The sequence below is a fragment of the Sphingomonas faeni genome (assembly GCF_040407505.1).
GTDB classification, from domain to species: domain Bacteria; phylum Pseudomonadota; class Alphaproteobacteria; order Sphingomonadales; family Sphingomonadaceae; genus Sphingomonas; species Sphingomonas faeni_E.
The window spans coordinates 376,551-397,873 of the sequence record NZ_JAPZPQ010000003.1 but is presented as its reverse complement, the minus strand read 5'-3'; the positions used below and the strand labels follow the sequence as shown (position 1 = coordinate 397,873).

The window sequence follows — 21,323 nt, the reverse complement described above, 5'->3', positions numbered from 1 at the left end:
CTGGATCAGGCCTCCTGCGGCCGCTGGTCGTGGGGCGGATGGCCGCCGTCACGGTTGTCGTCACGGTTGCCGTCGTGGTCGGGCACCTGGTCGCGGTCCTGCCCCGAGCCGGCCTTGTCCTGCTTGAAGACGCGCTTCACGAGCAGGAAGAACAGCGGCACGAAGAAGATCGCGAGGACGGTCGCGGACAGCATGCCGCCGACCACCGCCCAGCCGATCGCGTTCTGGCCGCCGGCGCCGGCACCGCTCGACAATGCGAGCGGCAGCACGCCGAAGATGAACGCGAACGACGTCATCAGGATCGGGCGAAGGCGAAGCTTGGCCGCCTCGACCGCGGCATCGGCCGCGTTCATCCCGTCGCCCATCTTCTCCTCGGCGAACTCCACGATCAGGATCGCGTTCTTCGCCGCCACACCGATCGTCGTGATCAGCCCGACCTGGAGGTAGATGTCGTTGTTCAGCCCGAAGATCATCGCCGCGCCGACCGCGCCGAGGACGCCGAGCGGCACCACCAGCAGGACGGCGATCGGGATCGACCAGCTCTCGTACAGTGCCGCGAGGCAGAGGAACACGATTAGCAGCGACAGCGCATAGACCGTGGTCGACTGGCCGCCCGACAGGTTTTCCTCGTAGCTGAGGCCGGTCCATTCATAGCCGATGCCGGGTGGCAGCTTGGCCGCCATCTCCTCCATCGCCTTGATCGCGGTGCCGCTGCTGACGCCCGGCGCCGGCGAGCCCATGATCTCGAACGAGGCTACGCCGTTATAGCGTTCGAGGCGTGAGGGACCGTAGTTCCAGCTCGTCGTCGAGAAGGACGAGAACGGCGCCATCGCGTTGCTGGTCGTGCCACGGACGTAGAAGTTGCCGAGATCGGCGGGCGTCGTGCGGAACGGTGCGTCGGCCTGCACGAACACCTTCTTCACGCGACCGCGGTCGATGAAGTCGTTGATGTACGCGCCACCGAACGCGGTGCTGACGGTGGTGTTGATGTCTTGCTGGCTGAGGCCGAGCGCGCCGGCCTGCGCCTGGTCAACGTTCAGTTTCAGCTGTGGCGCATCCTCCAGGCCGTTCGGACGGACCTGCATCAGGCGCTTGTCCTGGCTGGCCATGCCGAGCAGCATGTTGCGCGCTTCGAGCAGTTTCTCGTGACCGACGCCGGCATTGTCCTTCAGCATGAAGTCGAAGCCGTTGGCGTTGCCGAGTTCCTGCACGGCGGGCGGCACGAAGCCGATCACCATGCCGGCCCGGATGCCTGCCAGCGCCTGGTTGGCACGGGCGGCAACCGCGGCGACGCCGTTCTCCTTGCCGCTACGATCTTCCCATGGCTTGAGCTGAATGAAGGCGATGCCGACATTCTGGCCCTGGCCGACGAAGCCGAAGCCGCTGATCGTGAAGATGCCCGCGGTGTTGGCCTTCTCGTCGATCATGAAGTGATCGCGGACCTTGTCCATCGTCCGTGCGGTCTCTTCCATCGGCGTACCCGACGGCATCGAGACCTGCGCGAACATCACGCCCTGGTCTTCCTCGGGGAGGAAGCCCGATGGCAGGCGGACGAAGATGAAGGCCATCGCGACCACGATCACGACATAGACCAGCATCGTGCGGACCCAGCCCTTCTCGACGCGGCGCAGGCCGTTGCCGTATTTGCCGACGCCCTTGTCGAAGGTGCGGTTGAACCAGCCGAAGAAGCCCTTCTTCTCGCCATGGCCTTCCTTGGCGGGCTTCAGGATCGTCGCGCAGAGCGCAGGCGTCAGGATCAATGCGACCAGCACCGATAGCGCCATCGACGACACGATGGTGATCGAGAACTGGCGGAAGATCACGCCGGTCGAGCCGCTGAAGAACGCCATCGGCAGGAACACCGCCGACAGCACGAGGCCGATGCCGACCAGCGCGCCGCTGATCTCGTCCATCGACTTCTTGGCGGCTTCCTTCGGGGAAAGCCCTTCCTCCTGGATCAGGCGCTCGACGTTCTCGACGACGACGATCGCGTCATCGACGAGCAGGCCGATCGCCAGCACCATGCCGAACAAGGTCAGCGTGTTGATCGTGAACCCCGCGACCTGGAGCACGGCGAGGCTGCCGAGCAACACGACCGGGACCGCTATCGTCGGGATCAGCGTGGCGCGGAAATTCTGGAGGAACAGGAACATCACGAGGAAGACGAGGACGATCGCCTCGATCAGCGTGTGGATGACCTGCTCGACCGACAGCCGCACGAACGTCGAGTTGTCGATCGGGAACGCGACCTTGACGTCGGGCGGGAACTGCTTGGCGATCCGGTTGACCTCGGCCTTGACCAGCTTGACGGTATCGAGCGCGTTGGCGCCCGGTGCCAGCTTTACGCCGAAGCCTGCCGCCTGCTTGCCGTTATAGCGCGCCTGGAAGCTGTAGTTCTCCGAGCCCATCTCGACGCGGGCGACGTCCGACAGGCGCACGGTCGCGCCGCTGGTCGCCGAGCGGACGATGATCGCGCGGAACTGTTCCGGCGTCTGGAGGCGCGACTGTGCGGTCACGGTCGCGTTGAGCGACTGACCCTTCACCGCAGGCAGACTGCCGACCTGGCCGGCCGAGACCTGTGCGTTCTGCGCGGTCAGGGCGGAGGTGATGTCGGTGACGGTGACGCCGAGGTTCGACATCTTGAACGGGTCGACCCAGATCCGCATCGAATATTGCGCGCCGAACACCTGCGTGTCGCCGACACCCTTGATGCGGCTGAGCGGATCCTGGAGCTTCGAGGCGATCATGTCGCCGAGATCGACCTGGTCGTGGTCGCCATTTTCCGAATAGGCGGCGATGATGAGCAGGAAGTTGGCGGTCGCCTTGGTCACGCGCAGACCGGCCTGCTGGACTTCCTGCGGCAGGAGCGGAGTCGCCTGTTGCAGCTTGTTCTGCACCTGGACCTGCGCGATGTCGGGGTCGGTGCCCTGCTCGAAGGTGAGCGTGATCGCGAGGTTGCCCGAGCCGTCCGACGTCGAGGCGAAGTAGCGAAGGTTGTCGATCCCCTTCATCTGCTGCTCGATGATCTGCGTCGTCGTGTTCTCGAGCGTCTGCGCGTCGGCGCCCGGATAGGACGTCGCGACCGTCACCTTGGGGGCGGCGATCTCAGGGAACTGCGCGATCGGCAGCGACCGGATCGCGAGAATACCGGCCAGCATCAGGATGATGGCGATGACCCATGCGAAGATGGGTCGATCGATGAAATAGCGTGACATGGGCGGTTACTTCCCGGCCTGCGCGGAACTGTTGCTGGTCGCACCGGACGCGTCGCCGCCTCCGGGTGCAGCGCCGGGTGCGCCGCCAGCGGGCTTGGCGACCTGCTGCGGGGCGGCAGGCTTGACGGTCGCGCCAGGACGCAGGTTGAGCAGACCTTCGACGATCAGCTTGTCGCCGGGCTTCAGGCCGCTGGTGACGATCCACTTGTCGCCGATCACGCGATCGGTGGTGACATTACGCTGCTCGACCTTGTTCTGCGCATTGACGACCAGAGCGGTCGCACCGCCGCGCGGATCGCGCGTGATGCCCGCGGTCGGCGCCATGATCGCCTGGCGACGCGTGCCCTCGACCAGCTTCGCACGGACGTACATGCCCGGCAGCAACAAGCCGTTGGGGTTCGGGAAGCTCGCGCGCAACGTCACCGCGCCGGTGGTCTGGTCGACCGTGACTTCGGAGAATTGCAGGCGACCCTCGATCGGATAGGTGCTGCCGTTCGGGAGGATCAGCTGGACGCGCGCGCTTCCGTCGCCGCGGGTTACGCCGCCGCTCGCCATCGCCTGCTTGAGATCGAGCAGCTGCGCCGCGGACTGGACGACGTCGACATAGACGGTGTTGGTGCGCTGGATCGTCGCGAGCGGATCGGTCTGGCCGGTCTGGACGAGCGCGCCGACGGTCACGAGCGACCGGCCGATGCGGCCCGAGATTGGTGCCTTGATGCGCGTGAAGCCCAGATTGACGCGCGCCGACTGGACCGCTGCCTGCTGCGCTGCAACATTCGCGCGAGCCTGTTGGGCGGAGGCGGTGGCGTTGTCTGCTTCCTGCTTGCTGACCGCGTTCAACTGCACGAGCTGGCCGTATCGTTGCGCTTGGAGCCGGGTCGCGTTGATCTGCGACTGGGCCGCGCCGAGCTGGCCCTGCGCGCTGGCGAGCGCCGCGCGATAGGGGGCGTCCTCGATCGCGTAGAGCACCTGGCCCTTGCTGACCATCGCACCCTCGGTGAACAGGCGATCGCGGACCACGCCGCTGACCTGAGGACGGACCTCTGAGGTTTCTACCGCGGCGATACGGCCGGGGAGCTCGGAGGTGAGCACGACTGCTTCCTCGCCGACCGTGACGACGCCGACGGTCGGTGTGGGCGGAGGCGGCGGAGCCTGCTCCTTGCCGCAAGCCGACAGCAGGGCGAGCGCGAAGAGCGCCACCGATCCCTTGAGGTTCAATTGCTGCATGTTAAGCATCCCGACGTCCGTGCAGATTAGGTTCACCGGAATGAACGTTCATTCCGCTTGCTTGCCCGCTAGGATTGTGCGAGCGGCCGGTCAACCTAAAAACGCGTTGGGAACATGATTTTGAGTGCAGTGCAGCATGAGATGGGGAGCCGGGAACGTATCGTCGCCGCGGCCCGTCATCTGTTTGCGACCCAAGGGTTTCATCAAACCCCGATGTCCGAACTGGCCGTGGCGGCGGGCGTTTCCGTCGGCCAGATCTATCGCCTGTTCACCGGCAAGAACGCGGTGATCCAGGCGATCGTGATGGAGGATGCAGCGGCCAAGATGGGCGAGCTGCAGACAATGAACGACTCAGTCAAATCGGAACGATTCTCGATCGAGGAAGGGTTCGTCGAACTCGCACGGCGCGCCCTGTCGAAGGGTGACGAGGCGCTGTCGTTCGAGATCATGGCGGAGGCGCATCGCAACGCGGACGTCGCCGACACGATCGCCGACCTGTGCCGCGATTTCCGCCGGATGATCCGCGAACTCGCGTGCGTCGCCAATCCGGACTTGCAGGAGAACGAACTGGAGGGCGCGGAGGAGCTGATCCTCGCCTTCATGTTCGGGCTGGGCCACCGTACGCTGTCGCGGCCGCGGTTGTCGGAGGATGAGACGGCGCGGTTGACCGGGCGGATGATCCTCGCCGCGGTGCGCGCGATCTGAGATCCCGTAGAAAACCCCGTCATCCTGACGAAAGTCAGGATCCAGAGTAACGCAACGCTGTCCTGCTTGGCTCTGGATCCTGACTTTCGTCAGGATGACGGACGACTGCCTACCGCACCGCCGCGCGGAGGGTGGCGCGGACGCCGGTGTGGGTCGGGTCGTATTCGACGATCGACTGCAGGCTCTGCGCCATCGCGCGGATGAGCTTCGTGCCGAGGCCCGTGCCGCGCGGGACGGCATCTTCGGGAATGCCGCAGCCATCATCCTCGACCGCGAGAAGGAAGACGTCGTCATCGACCCGGCGGAGCGCCACGCGGACTTCGCCGCCGCTGTTGGGATAGGCGTATTTGCACGCGTTGGTGACGAGTTCGGTGACGATCACGCCGAGCGACACCGCGCGGTCGGTGGGTAGGCGGATCGGCTCGGCGGCGAGGCTCAAGGCGCGGGGGAGCGCTTCGGTCGACCACGTCTCGGCGAGTTCGTCGACCAGCGCGCCGAGATATTCCTGCATGTCGACGCTCTCGACGTCGTTGCTGGTGTAGAGCCGGCGGTGGACCTGTGCGATCGCCTGGATCCGGCGCTGCGTATCCTCCAGCGCCTCGCGTGCGGAAGGGTCAGTCAGCGCAGTTGCCTGGAGGCGGACCATTGCGGAAACGAGTTGCAGCGAGTTGGCGACGCGGTGGTTGACCTCGCCGAGCAACGCCTCGAGCCGCGCATTGCTGGCGCGGAGGTCGGCTTCGGCGGACGCCTTCTCTTGCTCCAGCAGCGCCCGGGCGCGCACCTGTTCGAACGAGGCGGCGAGCAGGTCGAAGAAGTCTTCGCCGACCGTCTTTACGACATAATCGGCGGCACCGGCCTTCAGCGCAGCGACCGCTATGCGGCCTTCTTCGGAGCCGGTGACGTACACCACGGGGGGCGGATCGGGCAGGCGGCGGAGCGCTTCGAGGGTTTCGAGGCCGTCCATGCCGGGCATGTAGTGGTCGACCGCGATCAGATCGAAGCGCTCGGCCGCTGCCTTGACGACGCCTTCGGACCCGGTTTCGGCGACCGTCATCCGGTAGCCGCGGCGCTCCAGGGCACGCGCCGCCAGCCGCCGGATGCCAGCGTCGTCGTCGATGTAGAGGACGCGCGTTTCGTTCACTCGGCTTCGGGGACCTGGATCACCGACAGGAACAGCCCGAGCTGACGGATCGCCTGCGCGAAACTCTCATAGTTGACCGGCTTGGTGATGTAGACGTTGCAGCCGAGATCGTAGCAGCGCTCGATCTCGACCTTGTCGTCGGTGGTGGTGAGCACGACGACCGGCGTGCGCTTGAGCGGGCTGCCCTCCGCCTTGATCCGGGCGAGGATGTCGGTGCCGCTCATGTCGGGCAGGTTCAAGTCGAGCAGGATCATCGCCGGGCCACTCTTCGCAGGGCCGTCGGCGGCGTTGAACAGGAAGTCGAGCGCGGTGGTGCCGTCGGTGAAGTGACGGATATCGTTCAGGATCCCGGCGCGGCGGATGTTCTTCTCGATGAGGCGGGCATGACCCTCGTCATCTTCGATCATCACGATACCGACGGTCTTGTGATCGTTCATGCTGCGTCCTGGATGGTCATGTGGGTCGGCAGGTTGAGCCGGAAGGTCGCGCCGTCGCCGAGCGTCGACTGCACGTCGATCGTGCCGCCGAGACGATAGGCGAGGGCGCGGACATGCGCGAGTCCGATACCTTCGCCTGGCTGGTCCTGCGCGCCCGAGCGGCGGAACAGGTCGAACACGCGCTGGTGATCGCGCGGATCGATGCCGCGGCCATTGTCGACCACCGACAGGACCACGCGCCCGCGTTCGGTATGGCCTTTGACGACGATCTCGCCGGGGCGGCCGGGCTTCAGATACTTGGTCGCGTTCTCGATCAGGTTCGAGAGGATCTGTTCGAGCGCGAGGCGATCAGTGACGATTCCCGGCATCGGCCGCTCGACGCGCACCACGGCGGCGCGATCGTCGACGATGTGCTGCATCGCGCCGACGATCGTGTCGACCAGTTGCGCAGGGTCGATATGCTCGGGGGCGATCGTCCGGCGGCCTTCGCGCGCGAGCTTGAGGATAGCGTTGATCAGCCGGTCCATCTTCTGCGTCGAAGTGCGGATGAAGCCGATCGCCTCGGGCAGGTCTTCGCGCGCCGCTAACCGTGCGTCTTCGGTCAGGATGTGCGGCGCTTCGGCTTCGGCGCGATCGACCAGTTCGGCGAGCGGTCCTGCGGCGGTCGCGAGTTCGGCGGTGAAGCCCATCACGTTGACCAAGGGCGAGCGCAGATCGTGGCTGACGATATAGGCGAAGCGCTGGATTTCCTCGTTCGCGCGGCTGAGGTCGGCGGTGCGTTCCACGACCTGTTCCTCAAGCGTCTCGTTGAGGGTGCGCAGGCTGTCGCGCGATGCGGCGAGGTCGGCGGTGTAGCGGCGGATCAGCAGGACCGCGAGGATCGCGACGATCAGCAGCAGTGCTGCGGCAAGGCCGGCGACCGAGAGGAACAGCGCACTGGTGCGTTCCTGCCGCTCGGTGCGGATCGCGAGCAGGCGGACCTCGTCGGCGGCCATTGCCTGGGTGCGGTAGCGGATGCCACGCATCAAGGGGACGCTGGCGTCGACCGCGAACCGGCGCTGCGCCTCGGCGATTCGACCCGAGGCGACCAGGGTCATCGATTGCGTCCGGAGCGCGCGCAACTGGACGAAGCGCGGCTCGATCAGGTCGAGGCGGGCACCTTGCCGCGGATTGTCGCGGGTAAGATGGCGCAGCTTGCGGATCGACGGCACGAGGTTGCCCGCGCTCCGCGCATAGGCGGTGGCGAACAGCGGCTTGCCGGCCAGGATGTAGCCGCGCCGCGCCGTCTCGGATTGCTCCATCTGGATCTGGAGTGTGGCGATCGCCTGGCGGACGTCCTGCGTATGGAGGATCTCGGCGGTATAGGTGCGGTTGCGGACGGTGATCCAGCCGATCGCGATCGCGGCAGCGGCCAGCGCGATGAAGCCCAGCGTCATGAACACGACCAGCCAACGTGCGACTCGCCCTTCCGAAGAGGGCAGTTTCAGGCGTACGCGAACCATAGGACGGGCGATGTAGGCTGGCGGATGTCGTTACGCCAGCGATACTGCCGCGCCCGCCAGAGCAACGATATTGATTTAGAGCAGCAGGTCCTGCGCGCTCGCCTTGCCGACGCGGCCGCCACCGCTGCGCCGGTCCATCTCGTGGTTGGCGGTGAAGCGGATGTCGGGATCGCGATCGGTCATGAACGCCATCAGCGTCTCGTGATCGAGCTCGGACCATTCCTTGCCGCGATCGGGGCCATAGCGGACACGGGGGATGAGCCCCGGATCACGCGACCATTCGAGCAGCTGCGCAAGGCTCGCTTCGTTCAGCATGTCGCGGAGGTGGAAAGCGGTGACGTAGGCGTCGGGGAACGCGCGGTGCGCAGGCAGGCCGCGCTCGTGCTCCATGCCGTGCGGTTTGCGCCAATAGCGCAGCACCTGGTTCGAGAAGCTCGGCGAGTCGGGCCAGAGCCGCAGCGCGCATTTCCACGTGCAGATCCACTCCGCGTCGCGAGTGAGCGCGGGGGTGCAGAACTTCTGCTCAAAATCAGCGCGGTGCGCGGCGAGTGCGAGCCGGCGTGGCCACGGGTCGAGCACCTGGCGGGCGCAGTCATGCCAATACGGCGCGTCGGCGACATGCTCGTCGAGGATGTGGTGGATCGCCTGCGTCACCGGCGGGATCAGTCGGCCGGGATTGACGAGCAGGCTGCCGCCTTCGCCGTAGATCTCCCAGCGGCCGTCCTCGCCGAGCGCGACGTCCTGCCAGCCGATCTCGCAGACGCCGTGCGCGGGCGGGGCCGAACCGGTCGTCTCGAGGTCGACGACCCGGATCATCTGGGGTTGCGGTTTGGGCTTGGGATAGGGGGGCGCCATGCCCGCCATGTGGGGACAAAAGCGCGCTTAATCCAGCGCGTATGCGTCATCCACGTCGAGTTCGCGAACGCCGCGGCGCTGGCGGGCGCGGTCGACGAGCTTGCGCAGCCCTTCGCGACGGTCGCGTGCCATCGGGATATCGCGAAGCGTGAACTCGCCGCCGCTGGTGGTGCGGTCGCTTGAGGTGAGGATGATCGTGCCGATGTCGGTCATCTGGTTGAGCAGCGAATAGCCGAGGCGGACGTCCTTGATCCGGTAGAGTTCGATCTCGTCGATCGTCTTGAACAGGATGCCGCGCTTGATGATCAGGCGCTGGTCGGTGATCTCGTAGCTGGCGCTGCGGTTCTTGAGCCAGCGGACGCCGATGATGACGAAGCCGATGCCGGCGAGACAGGTGAGGAGGGTGCCCCAACCGGCAAAGCTGCCGAGCAGCCAGCGGCGCGTGCTGGAGCGAAATTCGTCGACTGGGCGCTCCACGTGGGGACTCCTTGGGGTGGTGGCGGGACGGTAGGCTGGGGTGGTGGCGAGTCAATCATGTGTGACTATCGTCCGGATACTGCCGCCACTCGCCACCTCATCGTCATCCCCGCGAAGGCGGGGATCCATAGTCTCCGAACGGTCGTGATCCATTGGGATGCCAGCCAGTCTGGGTTCCCGCGTACGCGGGAATGACGGGGGGTGGGGGGCACTTCACTGCTCGCAGCAAGTACTTCGTCTAATTCCGGGAGCGCCCTCTCCACCAGCACCACCCCGGCGGAGGCCGGGGCCCAATTGGGGGAGGTTGCTAACGGAAGACAGCGCGCAGTTACTTCCACCTTTCCACTTGGGCCCCGGCCTTCGCCGGGGTGGCGGCCTTGTTACGGTACCGATCTCACAACGCCGCTTGCCGCGAGTTGCGCGTCGACCTCTGCCAGAAGCGTATCAAGCGCCGCCTGGTCCGTCGCCTCCGCGCGCACCGTCAGCATCGCTTGCGTGTTCGAGGCTCGCAGCAGCCACCACCCGTCGGCGGTCGTCACCCTCGCCCCATCGGTCAGGTCCGTCGCCGCACCCTCGGATTTCAGGCGAGCGATCACCTCGTCCACCACCACGAATTTCCGCACATCCTCGACCGGAAACCGCAAGTCGGGCGTCGCCACCAGTGCCGGCATCGCATCGCGCAACTCGGTGAGCGAACGCCCCGACAGATGCACCGCGCGGATCAGCCGCACCGCGGCGTAGTGCGCGTCGTCGAAGCCGTAATATTCGCCCGCGAAGAACAGGTGCCCGCTCAACTCGCCGCCGATCGGCGCGCCGGTGCGCGTCATCGCGGTCTTCATGAGGCTGTGGCCTGTGGGGGCCATGACCGGCTCACCGCCCAATGCCGTGATTCGGTCGAACAAGGCCTGCGACGACTTCACGTCGGCGACGATCGGCGCGCCGGGGTGTTCGCGCAGCGCAGGTTCGACCAGAATGGAGAGAATCTGGTCGCCCCAGATCACGCGCCCCAACGCGTCGACCGCGCCGATCCGGTCGCCGTCGCCATCGAAGGCCAGTCCGAAATCGAGGTTCTTCTCCGCGACCAGGCGCTTGAGATCGGCGAGGTTCGCCTCTTCGGTAGGATCGGGATGATGGTTGGGAAAATTGCCGTCGACTTCGGCGAAGATCACATGATGCTGACCCGGCAGCAGTTGGACGAGCTTCTCGACGACCGGGCCGGCGGCGCCGTTCCCTGTGTCCCAGCCGATCCGGTACGCGCCGCCCGCATAGCCGGCCATCAGCCGCCCGACATAGGCGTCCAGCACGTCGGCTTCCGTCACTTCGCCCGCGCCTTCGCTCCACGTGCCCGAGGCGGCGAGCGCGGCAAGGTCCTGGATGTCGTCGCCGAAAAATGGCGCGTGGGCGTGCACCATCTTGAAGCCGTTATAGTCGGGGGGATTGTGGCTGCCGGTTACCTGGATGCCGCCGTCCACTTCTAGCGTCGCTTCGGCGTAATAGAGCATCGGGGTGGAGCTGAGGCCGATCCGGACGACGTCGACGCCGCCTGCGGTCAGGCCCGAGACGAGCGCGGCTTCGAGTTCGGGGGAGGAGTTGCGGCCGTCATAGCCGACGACCACGAGGTGGCCGCCGGCGGCGCGGATGCGGGTGGCGAAGCCGCGGCCGATCGCGACGGCGTCGGCGGGGCCGAGCGCTTTGCCGACGATCCCGCGGATGTCGTATTCGCGGAGCGAGGTCGGGTCGAACTGGTGAGTCATGGGCCTCTCGACGATTATGTCTCACTGCGGTTCCCCCGCGAAAGCGGGGGGCCAGGAGCCGAGAGCAATAGCGTTCGTAACCCTGGGCTCCTGCGTTCGCAGGAGAACGGTTTATCGCGCGCGCTTCAGGAGAAGGTCGCGCGCCGCGTTGACCCGGCGGGTCAGGTCGGTCGAGCCGCCGCGGTCGGGGTGGACCGAGGCGATCAGGCGGCGGTGCGCGCTGCGGATCGTGTCGGCGTTCGCGCTGCTGTCGATGCCGAGGATCGAGCGCGCTTCCGCTTCATCCGTCACCACGCGCTGCTTGGGCTTGGGGCGAAGGTAATGCCATGCCGCCCAGATAAACAGCGCGGCGACGATCCACTTCACGCGGCGACGCCTGGAACCTGCTCGACCACTTCGGGCAGCTGCAACGCCGCCATCATCTCGCGCAGTTCCTGGCGTGCGGCAACGTGGCCGAGGCCCATGCTGCCGAACGCTTTCGCATCGATCATGGTCAGCCCGGCGGGGAACATCTCGCGGTAGATCACGCGCTCGCCGAGCCCCGGGATGATCCGGAAGCCGACCCGCTTGGCGAGTTGCGCGAGCGCATCGGACACGCGGCGCATGTTGCGCGCCTCGATGTGCTGGAGGCGGTTGCGCAGCACGACCCAGTCGATCGTCGTGCCGTCAGCGCGCGCGCGCTGTTTCCGCGCATCCCAGATCAGCTCGGAATAGAAGCTCGGGCGGGTCACCTGATAGGTCTCGGGATCGACCTGGCCGATCAGGTCGAAGTCGACGAAGCTGTCGTTCATCGGCGTAACCAAAGTGTTCGACAGCGCGGCGGCGGTGCGCGCGAACGGATCGTCGCGGCCCGGCGTGTCGACGACCAGGAAGTCCGATCCCTCGCACAGCGAATGCCACAGATCCTCGAACTGGTCCTCGCTCTGGTCCGACAGCGTCGCGTGGCGCGGCATCGGCAGCACCGAGCCGTTGCGCTTCATCGTCTCGGCGCGGTTGTCGAGATAACGTCCAACGGTGCGCTGGCGGTGATCCAGATCGAGACAGGCGACGCGCGCACCCTTGGCGGCGAGCGCGATCGCGACGTGCACCGCGGTCGTCGACTTGCCCGTGCCGCCCTTCTCGTTGGCGAACACGATGACGTGCGTCGATGGCGCGCCCGTTGGAGGGGGGGCGGCAACGTGCGTCGAAGCTTGGGGTGTATCCGGGCCCGTGGCCAACGCGCGTTTCCTTATTGATCGTAACAGTCACCCTTCATAGAAGCCGCGACCGCACTTATCGAGTAGGAGTTTCACGTGGACACCGTCCGGGACCTTAATGCGTTGCGCGACAGCGTCGCCGCCTTCCGTGCGGCGGGGCAGCGCGTCGCGCTCGTCCCGACGATGGGCGCGCTCCACGCCGGCCATGTCGCGCTGATCGAGGCGGCGAAACGGCCGGGGACGAAGGTCGTCGCGTCGATCTTCGTCAACCCGACGCAGTTTGGCCCGAACGAGGATCTGTCGCGCTATCCGCGGCGCGAGATGGCGGATATCCGGATGCTCAACGAAGCCGGGTGCGACCTGCTCTGGCTGCCGTCCGTCGAGACGATGTATCCCGACGGGTTCGCAACGACCGTGCGCGTCTCGGGCGTCAGCGACGGCTTCGACGGCGCCGCGCGGCCCGGCCATTTCGACGGCGTCGCGACGGTCGTGTCGAAACTGTTCAACCAGGTCGGCCCCGATGCGGCGTATTTCGGCGAGAAGGATTACCAACAGCTCGCCGTCGTCCGGCGGTTCGTCGCCGATCTCGATTTCGCGATCGACATCGTCGGGGTGCCGACCCAGCGCGACGACGACGGCTTGGCGATGTCGTCGCGCAACATCTATCTCGACGACGAGCAGCGCAAGCAGGCGATCGCTCTGCCGCGCGCTCTGGGCGTTGCGGCGCGGGCGATCGCGAAGGGCGAGGACGTCGAGTCGGTGCTGGACGATGCACGGACGACGTTGGTCGGGGCGGGGTTCAGGATCGATTACGTTGCGCTGGCGGATGCGGAGACGCTGGCGGAGAATCCGGCGGCGGATCGCCCGCGGCGGCTGCTGGCGGCGGCGCGGATGGGCGCGACGCGGCTGATCGATAACATCGCGATAGAGTTGTAAAAAACGATCGTTAACCCATTAACCATTTCGTAGTCGGAATCGCCGCAGTCTGTTCTCAAGAACATTGGGGGCAAGACCATGGGCAGCAGTCTGAAGAACGCGAATATCGGAATCGAACGCCGTCTGGCGGATGCCGCGCGGGGCGACGACCGGGCGTGTTACGAACTCGGGATGGTGTATTCGACGGGAACGTCGGGCGTCGTCCTCGACCTGATCGAGGCGCACAAGTGGTTCAACCTGGCGGCGGTGTCGGGGAACATCGCGGCGCAGGAATGCCGGGCTGAGATCGCCGAGGACATGACGGCTCGGGAGATCTCGGTGGCGCAGCGTGCTGCGCGGGACTGGATGCAGCTGACGCAGCGGCGGGCTGCTTGAGCTGAAGGCTCCCCTTCCGCTTGCGGGAGGGGTTGGGGGAGGGGCTAACCGCGAACGTCGCGTTCGTGGGGTATTTCGGTCCCTCCCCTAGCCCCTCCCGCAAGCGGGAGGGGAATTAGGCCTCTGCTTTCTTCTTTGGCGCGGCTTTCTTGGCGGGGGCCTTTTTAGCTGGGGCCTTCTTCGCTGGAGCCTTCGCCTCGGCCACGTCCTTGGCCACTGCCGTCTTTGCAGGCGCCTTCTTTGCCGCCGGCTTCTTGGCGGGCGCTTTTTTCTTCTTCGTTGCCGGCGCCGCGGCGGCGCGGGCGTCGATCAGCGAGGCCGCTTCCTCGAGCGTCAGTTGATCCTTCTCGATCGACTTGGGCAGCGTCGCGTTGGTCGTGCCGTCGGTGACGTACGCGCCGTAACGCCCCTCCATCAGCTTGATCTCGGCCTCCGTGCGCGGGTGGTTGCCGAGCACCTTGAGCGGCGCCTGCGCCCCGCGTTGCTGGCGACCGCCACCTGCCGCCGCTTCGGCGAGCTTCACGACCGCAGCGTTCATGCCCGTCTCGAACACGTCCGCCGTCGTCTGGAGGCGGGCGTACTTGCCCGCGTGCTTCAGGTACGGGCCGAACTTGCCGATCGTCGAGATGATCGGTTCGCCGGTTTCGGGATGGTTGCCGACCGTTCGCGGCAGTGACAGCAGCTTGACCGCCCACTCCAGATTGAGCTCGCCGATATCCTTCGGGATCGACGCCATCTTGCGGTCTTCGCCTTCGCCGATCTGCAGATACGGACCGAAGCGTCCCGACTTGCGCTCGATCGGCTGGCCGGTGTCGGGATGCGTGCCGAGTGTCGACGGGCCGGCATCCGCCTCGGCGTCGCCACCGGGCTGTGCGAAACGACGCGTATATTTGCACTCGGGGTAGTTCGAGCAGGCGATGAACGCGCCGAACTTGCCGCCACGCAGCGCCAGCTGACCCTCGCCGCAATTCGGGCAGAGCCGCGGATCGCCGCCGTCCGCCTTGGCGGGGAACAGGTAGGGCGCGAGGAAGGTGTCGAGTTCGGCGGTGATCGCAGACGGCTGCTGCTCCATCACCTCGTTGGTGCGCGGCTTGAAATCGCGCCAGAACGCGTCGAGCACCGATTGCCATTGCGCGCGGCCGCCGGAGACGTCGTCGAGTTCCTCCTCCAGCTCTGCCGTGTAGTCGTAGCCGACGTATTTCTCGAAGAAGCGCTCCAGGAACGCCGTCACCAGCCGGCCGGATTCTTCGGCGAAGAAGCGGTTCTTCTCGATCCGGACATAGGCGCGGTCCTTCAGCGTCTTGATGATCGACGCGTAGGTGGACGGGCGGCCGATGCCGAGTTCCTCCATCCGCTTGACCAGCGAGGCTTCGGAAAAGCGCGGCGGCGGCTGGGTGAAATGCTGCTCGGCGTCGACCTTCTTCTTGGCGGGCGCATCGCCTTCGCGCATCCGCGGCAGGCGGCGCGCGTCCTCGTCGGCGGAATCGTCCGACCCTTCCTCGTACAATGCGAGGTAGCCGGGGAAGAGTACGACCTGGCCGGTGGCGCGCAGGATGTTGCGGCCGGTGCCGTCGGCCATCTCGACCGTCGTGCGCTCCATCCGCGCGGACGCCATCTGGCTCGCCAGCGCGCGCTTGAAGATCAGGTCGTAGAGGCGCGCGTGATCGCCGCCGCCAGCCTTGTCCTTGCCGAAGTCGGTCGGGCGGATCGCCTCGTGCGCTTCCTGTGCATTCTTCGCCTTCGACTGGTATTGGCGTGGCTTGTCGGGGACATAGCTCGCGTCGAAGCGGTTCGCGACGGCGAGACGCGCGGCGCTGATCGCGCTGCCGTCCATCTGCACGCCGTCGGTACGCATGTAGGTAATCGTGCCGTCCTCATAGAGGCCCTGCGCGATCCGCATCGTGTGATCCGCCGAGAAGCCAAGTTTCCGCGAGGCTTCCTGCTGCAAGGTCGAGGTCGTGAACGGCGGCGGCGGGTTGCGACCGGCGGGCTTGGTCTCGACCGACTGGACTGAGAAATTGCCGTCGAGCACCGCCTGCTTGGCGCGCAGGGCATCGCCTTCGTTGCCGATCGAGAGCCGGTCGAGCTTGTTGCCCTCGAACTGCGTCAGGCGCGCGGTGAAGGCGGTGCCGTCATGCTCCATCTCGGCGGTGACGGACCAGTATTCCTGCGGCTTGAAGACGTCGATCTCGCGCTCGCGCTGGACGATCAGGCGGAGCGACACCGACTGGACGCGACCGGCGGACTTGGCGCCGGGCAGCTTGCGCCACAGCACCGGCGAGAGCGTGAAGCCGACGAGGTAGTCGAGCGCACGGCGCGCGCGGTAGGCGTCGATCAGATCGTCGTCGAGCTCGCGCGGGTTCTTCATCGCCTCGGTGACGGTGGCCTTGGTGATCGCGTTGAAGGTGACGCGCTCGACCTCCTTGGGCAGCGCTTTCCGCGCCCGCAGGACTTCGCGGACGTGCCACGAGATCGCCTCGCCCTCGCGATCGGGATCGGTCGCGAGGATCAGGCGGTCGGCGACCTTGGCGAGATCGGTGATTGCCTTCAGCTGCTTCGACTTGTCCGCGTAATTCTCCCACGTCATCGCGAACGCATCGTCGGGATCGACCGAGCCGTCCTTGGGCGGCAGGTCTCGGACATGGCCGTAGCTGGCCAGGACGCGGTAATCGCTGCCCAGATACTTCTCGATGGTTTTGGCCTTGGCAGGCGATTCGACGATGACAAGCTGCATGAGAAAACCGGGGTCCTTACGTGTACGCGTACGAGGGTGGGGACGAAGGGGCGGTGCCGTCAACCCGGGTTGGTTCAGGGTGAAGTATGGAAAGTGCAGACGCTGGCACGTGTTTTCCAGAGGGAGAATACCGGCAGCGGCGATTTTGCAATCCGGCCGGGTGCCGTGACGTAGTGCTCAACGTTGTCCTCCCAGGGTCGGCAATCATCGAGCCGGATGCGGATGCACTGCGGGGTACCGAACGCAGTGGACGACGAAGCGCGTGTAGGACAGCGCGGGTTCGATAGACGGGCGGTCGGCGTGGATATTATGATGTGGAGTCTTGATGACTGGCCCCGCCGCCGGCATTCGGAGGATGACACGACCAGTCTGGCAGGAGGCTCAATGTTCGATATTCGCGAGGACGACCTGTCGGGCGATCAGACCCGATCCTTGTTGGCGCTTCATCTTGCAGGCATGCATGCCGCGTCGCCCCCTGGCAACGTCTTTGCACTCGACCTGTCGGGTTTACAGGTCTCGGAGGTGACGGTCTGGACGGCGTCGTGCAACGGCCGCGTGGCCAGCGTCGGGGCGATAAAGCTGCTCACCGACGGTACCGCCGAAGTGAAATCGATGCGCACGCACCCCGATTTCACGCGCCAGGGCGCTGCCGCAGCGATCCTCGACACGATCATAGCGTTCGCCCGAAAGCGCGGCGTAACCCGGTTGAGCCTCGAAACCGGTAGCGGCCCTGCGTTCGAGCCAGCACTCGCATTGTACCGCCGCCGCGGTTTCGTGAGCGGAGCAGCGTTCGGCGAGTATGAGGCAACCGCGTTCAACCAGTTCTTCCACCTGGAAATCCAGGGTTCGTGTCGCAGGAATTTTGGAGCTTCGTAACCGAGCTTTGAGGAGTGCCCCCTTATTCGGTCCACCGTCGACGCTGGCAATCGGCGGCGAGTTGAAGTCGCCTGTCTGCTTACGCCGGTACTCAGGTCGTGAGCCTATCCCGGCTCATCTTTAGTGTAATGACCACGCCAGCGGCTGACCATTCGTAGGTGATCGACCCGCCGAGTTGTCCGGCGACGCTGCGCCGAACGAGTTTACTCCCAAAGCCTTCTGCCGCGTCGGGCGCCTTGACCTGGGGGCCACCTTGCTCGAGCCAGGTCAGGATCACTTCGCTCTCATCCGCAGCGCTGGTCAGATCGAGCGTGCCTGTCGGTGACGATAATGCACCATATTTCATTGAGTTGGTCGCCAGTTCGTGAACGACCAGTCCGAGGCCAGTGGCGGCCGCTTCCCCAACGCCCATGCGCTCGACCGCAACCCGGATGCGTCCCTTGAAGGCGCCCATATCGTCATAGGGAGCAAGCAGCACCGAAAGCAGGTCACCCAACAATGCCGCTTTACCTTGCCCGCCTGGTAGTGGCCTGACGAGGTCGTGTGCACGCCCCAGAGCGGTCAGTCGCTCGGTCAACTCACGCGCCATATCTTCCGTATTTGGCGCATTGCGCGACGTGATCGCGGTGAGCCCAGTTGCGATCGTCAAAAGGTTTTTGACACGGTGACTCATTTCGCCAGCGAGCAGCTCATTGCCTTCCTCCGCTTGCTTGCGGCCGGTAACATCAAGGAAAATGCCGAACATCGTGCGTCCGACAATGCCTACGTCCTCGCCTTGTCCCCGTGCAGAAATCCATCGAACTTCGTTGCCGATCATGATCCTGAAGTCGGTTTCGTAGCTGCCGAGCACGGCGCGCGTTGCGGCAAATGCGGAACGCACACGGTCGCGATCCGATGGATGGATATGCGCCGACAATTCCTCGAATGTGACTCGATCCCGCCATGGCATGCCCCATAGTTCGAAGCCGCGTTCGTCCATCGTGAATGCGTCGGTGTCCACGTTCCACGCCCACAACGCGACCCCCGCCGCACGGACGGCCAAACGCAGATGTTCCGGTTTCCACTCGTGTATTTGGGGTATCTGGGCAGTCATTTGAACGTTCCCCAACCGGACGTAGCGTTCGGTGACTCGGCGTCATACACACTGAGTGGTATTTAACTAAACCGGACCGAATATCGTCCTGCGGCACCTCGGGCGCTCGCGCAAATTCACGCTGTCCGGCGACGGCAACAGCGATGCGCATTGTCGTTTATCGTCGTCGGACCGTCGATCTCCGGTCGAAAGACCGCAGCGCGTCGGGTCAGACGCCCGTCGCGTCCGGTGTTGCCTCGATCGCAGGCGCCGCCGGTTCGGGTGTCGGCATCACGACCGGAGCTGGCTGAGGCTGTCCCGGCTGGCCGATCAGGGCGGTGTTCTCGATCACGTCGAGCGCCTGGCGGGCGACGACGTAGCGCCGTGCCGCGTCCATCCAGTTGCCGGCCTGGGACGCGCCGGGGAGGCGGGCGACTTCGGCGCGCGCCGCCTCGACCTGGCCGGCGCTCAGGAGCCGTCGTGCGCGTGCGAGCCGGTCGGCTGGCATCGGCGAAGGCGTGCCCGCCTTGCGCAACACGATCAGCGTGTCGATCTGATGCTGGATCGTGTCGAGCCAGTTCTCGCCCGTCGAACTCGTGATGTCCGGCGCGATCGCATCGAGGCCCTGGCGCAGGTCCTCCAGCGTCACCGGTTGGCGCGCGGCCTGGATCAGCAGCATTGTCGCACGCGGCTGGGCCTGGCCGAACCGTAGGCGCAATTGCTCTTCCAGATAGCCGAGTCCAACTCCGCGATCGAGAGCACGCCTCGCGGCGAAGGCGACGAGCAGGCCTTCCGCCCGCGTCGCCTGCGCGCCAGCAGCGGCGGCGTCGGTAGTGATCGCCGCGGTGCGTGCCTCGAGCGCGGTCAACTGGCCCGCCAGCGTCGCCTCGCGCGTTGCCAGCACGGCCGTGTCGACCGGCGCGGCAGCCTGCGGCTGGCCATCCGGGCCGAGCGGCTGCGACGGAATATACCCGGCACTGCTCGCGCCGGCTTTCTGGCCCGCGACGGGTGTGCCTGCGGTGGTCGACCGCGTGGAGTCGAACCAGGGCAGCTTCCTCGCCGCATAGGCCATCAGCCCGAGCCCGGCGATAAACGCGAGCGCGGTGAGGGCGATGATGACGCCCATTCTGGGTCCGCGTGCCCGTGGGCTATCGGTCGGCACGTAGTCGCTCATGGCGTGCTTATCCCCGCCACGCACCGGATGGTCAATCGCGCGTATGTTCGCACGTGCAGCAGCGAGTGCTACGAGTGCCGGATCGCTCGGTTGCGGGGCGATCGAGACGGTCGCCCAGCCGGTTCCGGCCGCTTCGGCGACGGCGGCGCTGATCGCGGCGATTTCGATTCCGGACCGGTCGATCCCCGCCGTATCGAGCATATCGTTCAACCGGGTCGCGGCGCGTTCGGAGTGCAGCAGCACGACGGTATCGGCGAACGACTGCGCCACCGTCGCGTCGATCGGGAGGTCATCGCTCGCGTAGACCGTGACGGCCTCGATCCCGTCGCCGGTCGGGGCACGATCGCGCCCGGCCAAATGGAGCAGGCGCGCGAAACCCCGGTCGCGCGCTTCGGAAACGGCATCGCGGGCGTCGCCCGACCCGGTCACCGCGACCGCAAAGCCCGCGTCGGTTGCCGCCGCCGCGGTCGCCGCGCCGACGGCGACCACCGGCAGGCGCTTCAACGCGTCCAGTCCTGCGCCGCCATGCCGCACCGCGTTCGCGCTGGTCAGCAACAGTCCGTCGAACCCTGCCGAATGGGGCACGCTCCAGTCGACCGGCGTTACGGCGAACAGCGGAACCTGCCGTACGTCGAGCCCGAGCGCCCGCAGCGCCGCCGCGGTCCGCGCATTGCCGGGCTCCGGCCGCACGACGACGACCGCGTGAGGCGACGTCATGCCGCGAACAACCGGCGGACGCTCGCCGGCGCGCGCGTAAGCAAGTCGACCGCCAGCATCGTACCCAGGTCTTCATCCGCACTGCCCTCGATCGATCCGGCGACGTCGCACGTCCCGTCCTCGGCGATCAGCTCGGCGCGCAACGTCAGCGTCTCCCCCGCCAGCGACGCGAGCGCCGCGACCGGCGAGTGGCAATCCGCCCCGAGCCGGGCGAGCAACGCGCGCTCGGTCAGCACGCACAGGCTGGTGTCGGCGTGGTCGATCGCGGCGACGATCGCGTGCGCGGCACTGCCTTCGAGAACCTCGATCCCGACCGCGCCCTGCGCCGGTGCGGGCAGCATGATGTCGGTCGGGATCGCATGGCCGTCCTCGCGCCCGAGGCGATCGAGCCCGGCCGCGGCGAGCAGCGTGGCGTCCATCTCGCCGCTCGCCACCCGGCCGAGCCGCGTATCGACGTTGCCCCGGATCAGCACGATCTCCAGGTCGGGCCGCAGCCGCAGCATCTGCGCGCGGCGTCGCGGCGAACTCGTCCCGACGACGGCGCCCGGGCGCAGGTCGGCAAAGGTCTCCGCACCGATCAGCCGATCGCGCACGTCGGCGCGCGGCAGCATCGCGGCGATCCTCAGCGTGTGCGGCCGGATTGTCTCGACGTCCTTCATCGAATGCACCGCGCAGTCGATGTCGCCGTCGTGCAGCGCGCGGTCGAGTTCCCTGGTCCACAGCGCCTTGCCGCCGATCTCGGCGAGCGCGCGATCCTGCACGCGGTCGCCGGTGGTACGGATCACGACCGTCTCGACCTTGTCCGCCGACCAGCCATGCGCCACGCACAACGCATCGCGGACCAAGCCTGCTTGGGTGAGCGCCAGCGGCGAACCGCGCGTACCGAGCCGAAAAACTGTCATGCTGCGTGCCATGCAGAAAGGGGCCCCC

At 66.4% G+C, this 21,323-nt stretch carries 18 protein-coding genes; 4 read left to right on the top strand and 14 right to left on the bottom strand.

Translation table 11 applies throughout. From position 1 onward, the window contains the following. Positions 1-5: 5 nt before the first annotated feature. Both O6X71_RS12705 and O6X71_RS12700 read right to left on the bottom strand, forming a co-directional pair. On the bottom strand, positions 6-3,215 hold the full coding sequence (locus O6X71_RS12705; protein WP_353466160.1) for an efflux RND transporter permease subunit: 3,210 nt from the start codon (positions 3,213-3,215) through the stop codon (positions 6-8). Between the two features lie 6 nt (positions 3,216-3,221). Beyond that, on the bottom strand, positions 3,222-4,442 hold the full coding sequence (locus O6X71_RS12700; protein ID WP_353466158.1) for an efflux RND transporter periplasmic adaptor subunit: 1,221 nt from the start codon (positions 4,440-4,442) through the stop codon (positions 3,222-3,224). Between the two features lie 213 nt (positions 4,443-4,655). On the opposite strand from O6X71_RS12700, the gene O6X71_RS12695 reads away from it, so the two are divergent. After that, on the top strand, positions 4,656-5,147 hold the full coding sequence (locus O6X71_RS12695; RefSeq protein WP_235518722.1) for a TetR family transcriptional regulator: 492 nt from the start codon (positions 4,656-4,658) through the stop codon (positions 5,145-5,147). A gap of 109 nt (positions 5,148-5,256) precedes the next feature. Here O6X71_RS12695 and O6X71_RS12690 read toward each other — a convergent pair whose 3' ends face one another. The 8 genes from O6X71_RS12690 to O6X71_RS12655 all read right to left on the bottom strand — a co-directional run bounded on the left by O6X71_RS12690 (position 5,257) and on the right by O6X71_RS12655 (position 12,449). Beyond that, a complete protein-coding gene (locus O6X71_RS12690) occupies positions 5,257-6,288 on the bottom strand; it encodes a sensor histidine kinase (protein WP_353466155.1) in 1,032 nt (343 codons plus the stop codon). Next, complete coding sequence (locus O6X71_RS12685; RefSeq protein WP_056053360.1) at positions 6,285-6,725, bottom strand: response regulator; 441 nt, start codon at positions 6,723-6,725, stop codon at positions 6,285-6,287. Before O6X71_RS12685 ends, O6X71_RS12690 begins: the two co-directional genes overlap by 4 nt. Continuing rightward, a complete protein-coding gene (locus O6X71_RS12680; protein ID WP_353466154.1) occupies positions 6,722-8,227 on the bottom strand; it encodes a sensor histidine kinase in 1,506 nt (501 codons plus the stop codon). Before O6X71_RS12680 ends, O6X71_RS12685 begins: the two co-directional genes overlap by 4 nt. Positions 8,228-8,302: 75 nt before the next feature. After that, positions 8,303-9,082 carry an exonuclease domain-containing protein gene (locus tag O6X71_RS12675; RefSeq protein ID WP_056066586.1) on the bottom strand — a complete coding sequence of 260 codons (780 nt, stop codon included), beginning with the start codon at positions 9,080-9,082 and terminating at the stop codon, positions 8,303-8,305. A gap of 27 nt (positions 9,083-9,109) precedes the next feature. Further along, a complete protein-coding gene (locus O6X71_RS12670; RefSeq protein ID WP_353443267.1) occupies positions 9,110-9,559 on the bottom strand; it encodes a PH domain-containing protein in 450 nt (149 codons plus the stop codon). Between the two features lie 380 nt (positions 9,560-9,939). Beyond that, positions 9,940-11,313, bottom strand: coding sequence for a phosphoglucomutase/phosphomannomutase PgmG (gene pgmG, locus O6X71_RS12665; RefSeq protein ID WP_353466152.1), 1,374 nt, complete (start codon positions 11,311-11,313; stop codon positions 9,940-9,942). A 111-nt stretch (positions 11,314-11,424) separates the two neighbouring features. Further along, positions 11,425-11,679: a DnaJ domain-containing protein gene (locus tag O6X71_RS12660; protein WP_353466151.1), complete on the bottom strand. Its 255-nt coding sequence runs from the start codon at positions 11,677-11,679 to the stop codon at positions 11,425-11,427. Beyond that, on the bottom strand, positions 11,676-12,449 hold the full coding sequence (locus O6X71_RS12655) for a division plane positioning ATPase MipZ (RefSeq protein WP_353466248.1): 774 nt from the start codon (positions 12,447-12,449) through the stop codon (positions 11,676-11,678). The genes O6X71_RS12660 and O6X71_RS12655 overlap by 4 nt, the downstream gene beginning before the upstream one ends. A 156-nt stretch (positions 12,450-12,605) precedes the next feature. Between O6X71_RS12655 and panC the strand changes: the two genes are divergently transcribed. Both panC and O6X71_RS12645 read left to right on the top strand, forming a co-directional pair. Then, positions 12,606-13,445 carry a pantoate--beta-alanine ligase gene (gene panC / locus O6X71_RS12650; protein ID WP_353466150.1) on the top strand — a complete coding sequence of 280 codons (840 nt, stop codon included), beginning with the start codon at positions 12,606-12,608 and terminating at the stop codon, positions 13,443-13,445. 78 nt (positions 13,446-13,523) lie between these two features. Beyond that, a complete protein-coding gene (locus O6X71_RS12645) occupies positions 13,524-13,820 on the top strand; it encodes a sel1 repeat family protein (protein WP_056487338.1) in 297 nt (98 codons plus the stop codon). A 115-nt stretch (positions 13,821-13,935) separates the two neighbouring features. On the opposite strand, the gene topA is transcribed toward O6X71_RS12645, so the two are convergent. Continuing rightward, positions 13,936-16,554, bottom strand: coding sequence for a type I DNA topoisomerase (gene topA, locus O6X71_RS12640; RefSeq protein ID WP_353466149.1), 2,619 nt, complete (start codon positions 16,552-16,554; stop codon positions 13,936-13,938). 384 nt (positions 16,555-16,938) lie between these two features. Between topA and O6X71_RS12635 the strand changes: the two genes are divergently transcribed. Next, a complete protein-coding gene (locus O6X71_RS12635) occupies positions 16,939-17,430 on the top strand; it encodes a GNAT family N-acetyltransferase (RefSeq protein ID WP_353466148.1) in 492 nt (163 codons plus the stop codon). Positions 17,431-17,521: 91 nt separating this feature from the next. On the opposite strand, the gene O6X71_RS12630 is transcribed toward O6X71_RS12635, so the two are convergent. The 3 genes from O6X71_RS12630 to hemC all read right to left on the bottom strand — a co-directional run bounded on the left by O6X71_RS12630 (position 17,522) and on the right by hemC (position 21,295). Next, entirely contained in the window at positions 17,522-18,523 is a 1,002-nt protein-coding gene (locus O6X71_RS12630) for a sensor histidine kinase (protein WP_353466147.1), read from the bottom strand. A gap of 208 nt (positions 18,524-18,731) precedes the next feature. Beyond that, the gene (locus O6X71_RS12625; RefSeq protein ID WP_353466146.1) at positions 18,732-20,393 is read right to left on the bottom strand and encodes a uroporphyrinogen-III synthase; all 1,662 of its coding nucleotides are present in this window, start codon (positions 20,391-20,393) and stop codon (positions 18,732-18,734) included. Continuing rightward, on the bottom strand, positions 20,390-21,295 hold the full coding sequence (gene hemC, locus O6X71_RS12620; protein WP_435368481.1) for a hydroxymethylbilane synthase: 906 nt from the start codon (positions 21,293-21,295) through the stop codon (positions 20,390-20,392). The genes O6X71_RS12625 and hemC overlap by 4 nt, the downstream gene beginning before the upstream one ends. Positions 21,296-21,323: the final 28 nt, after the last annotated feature.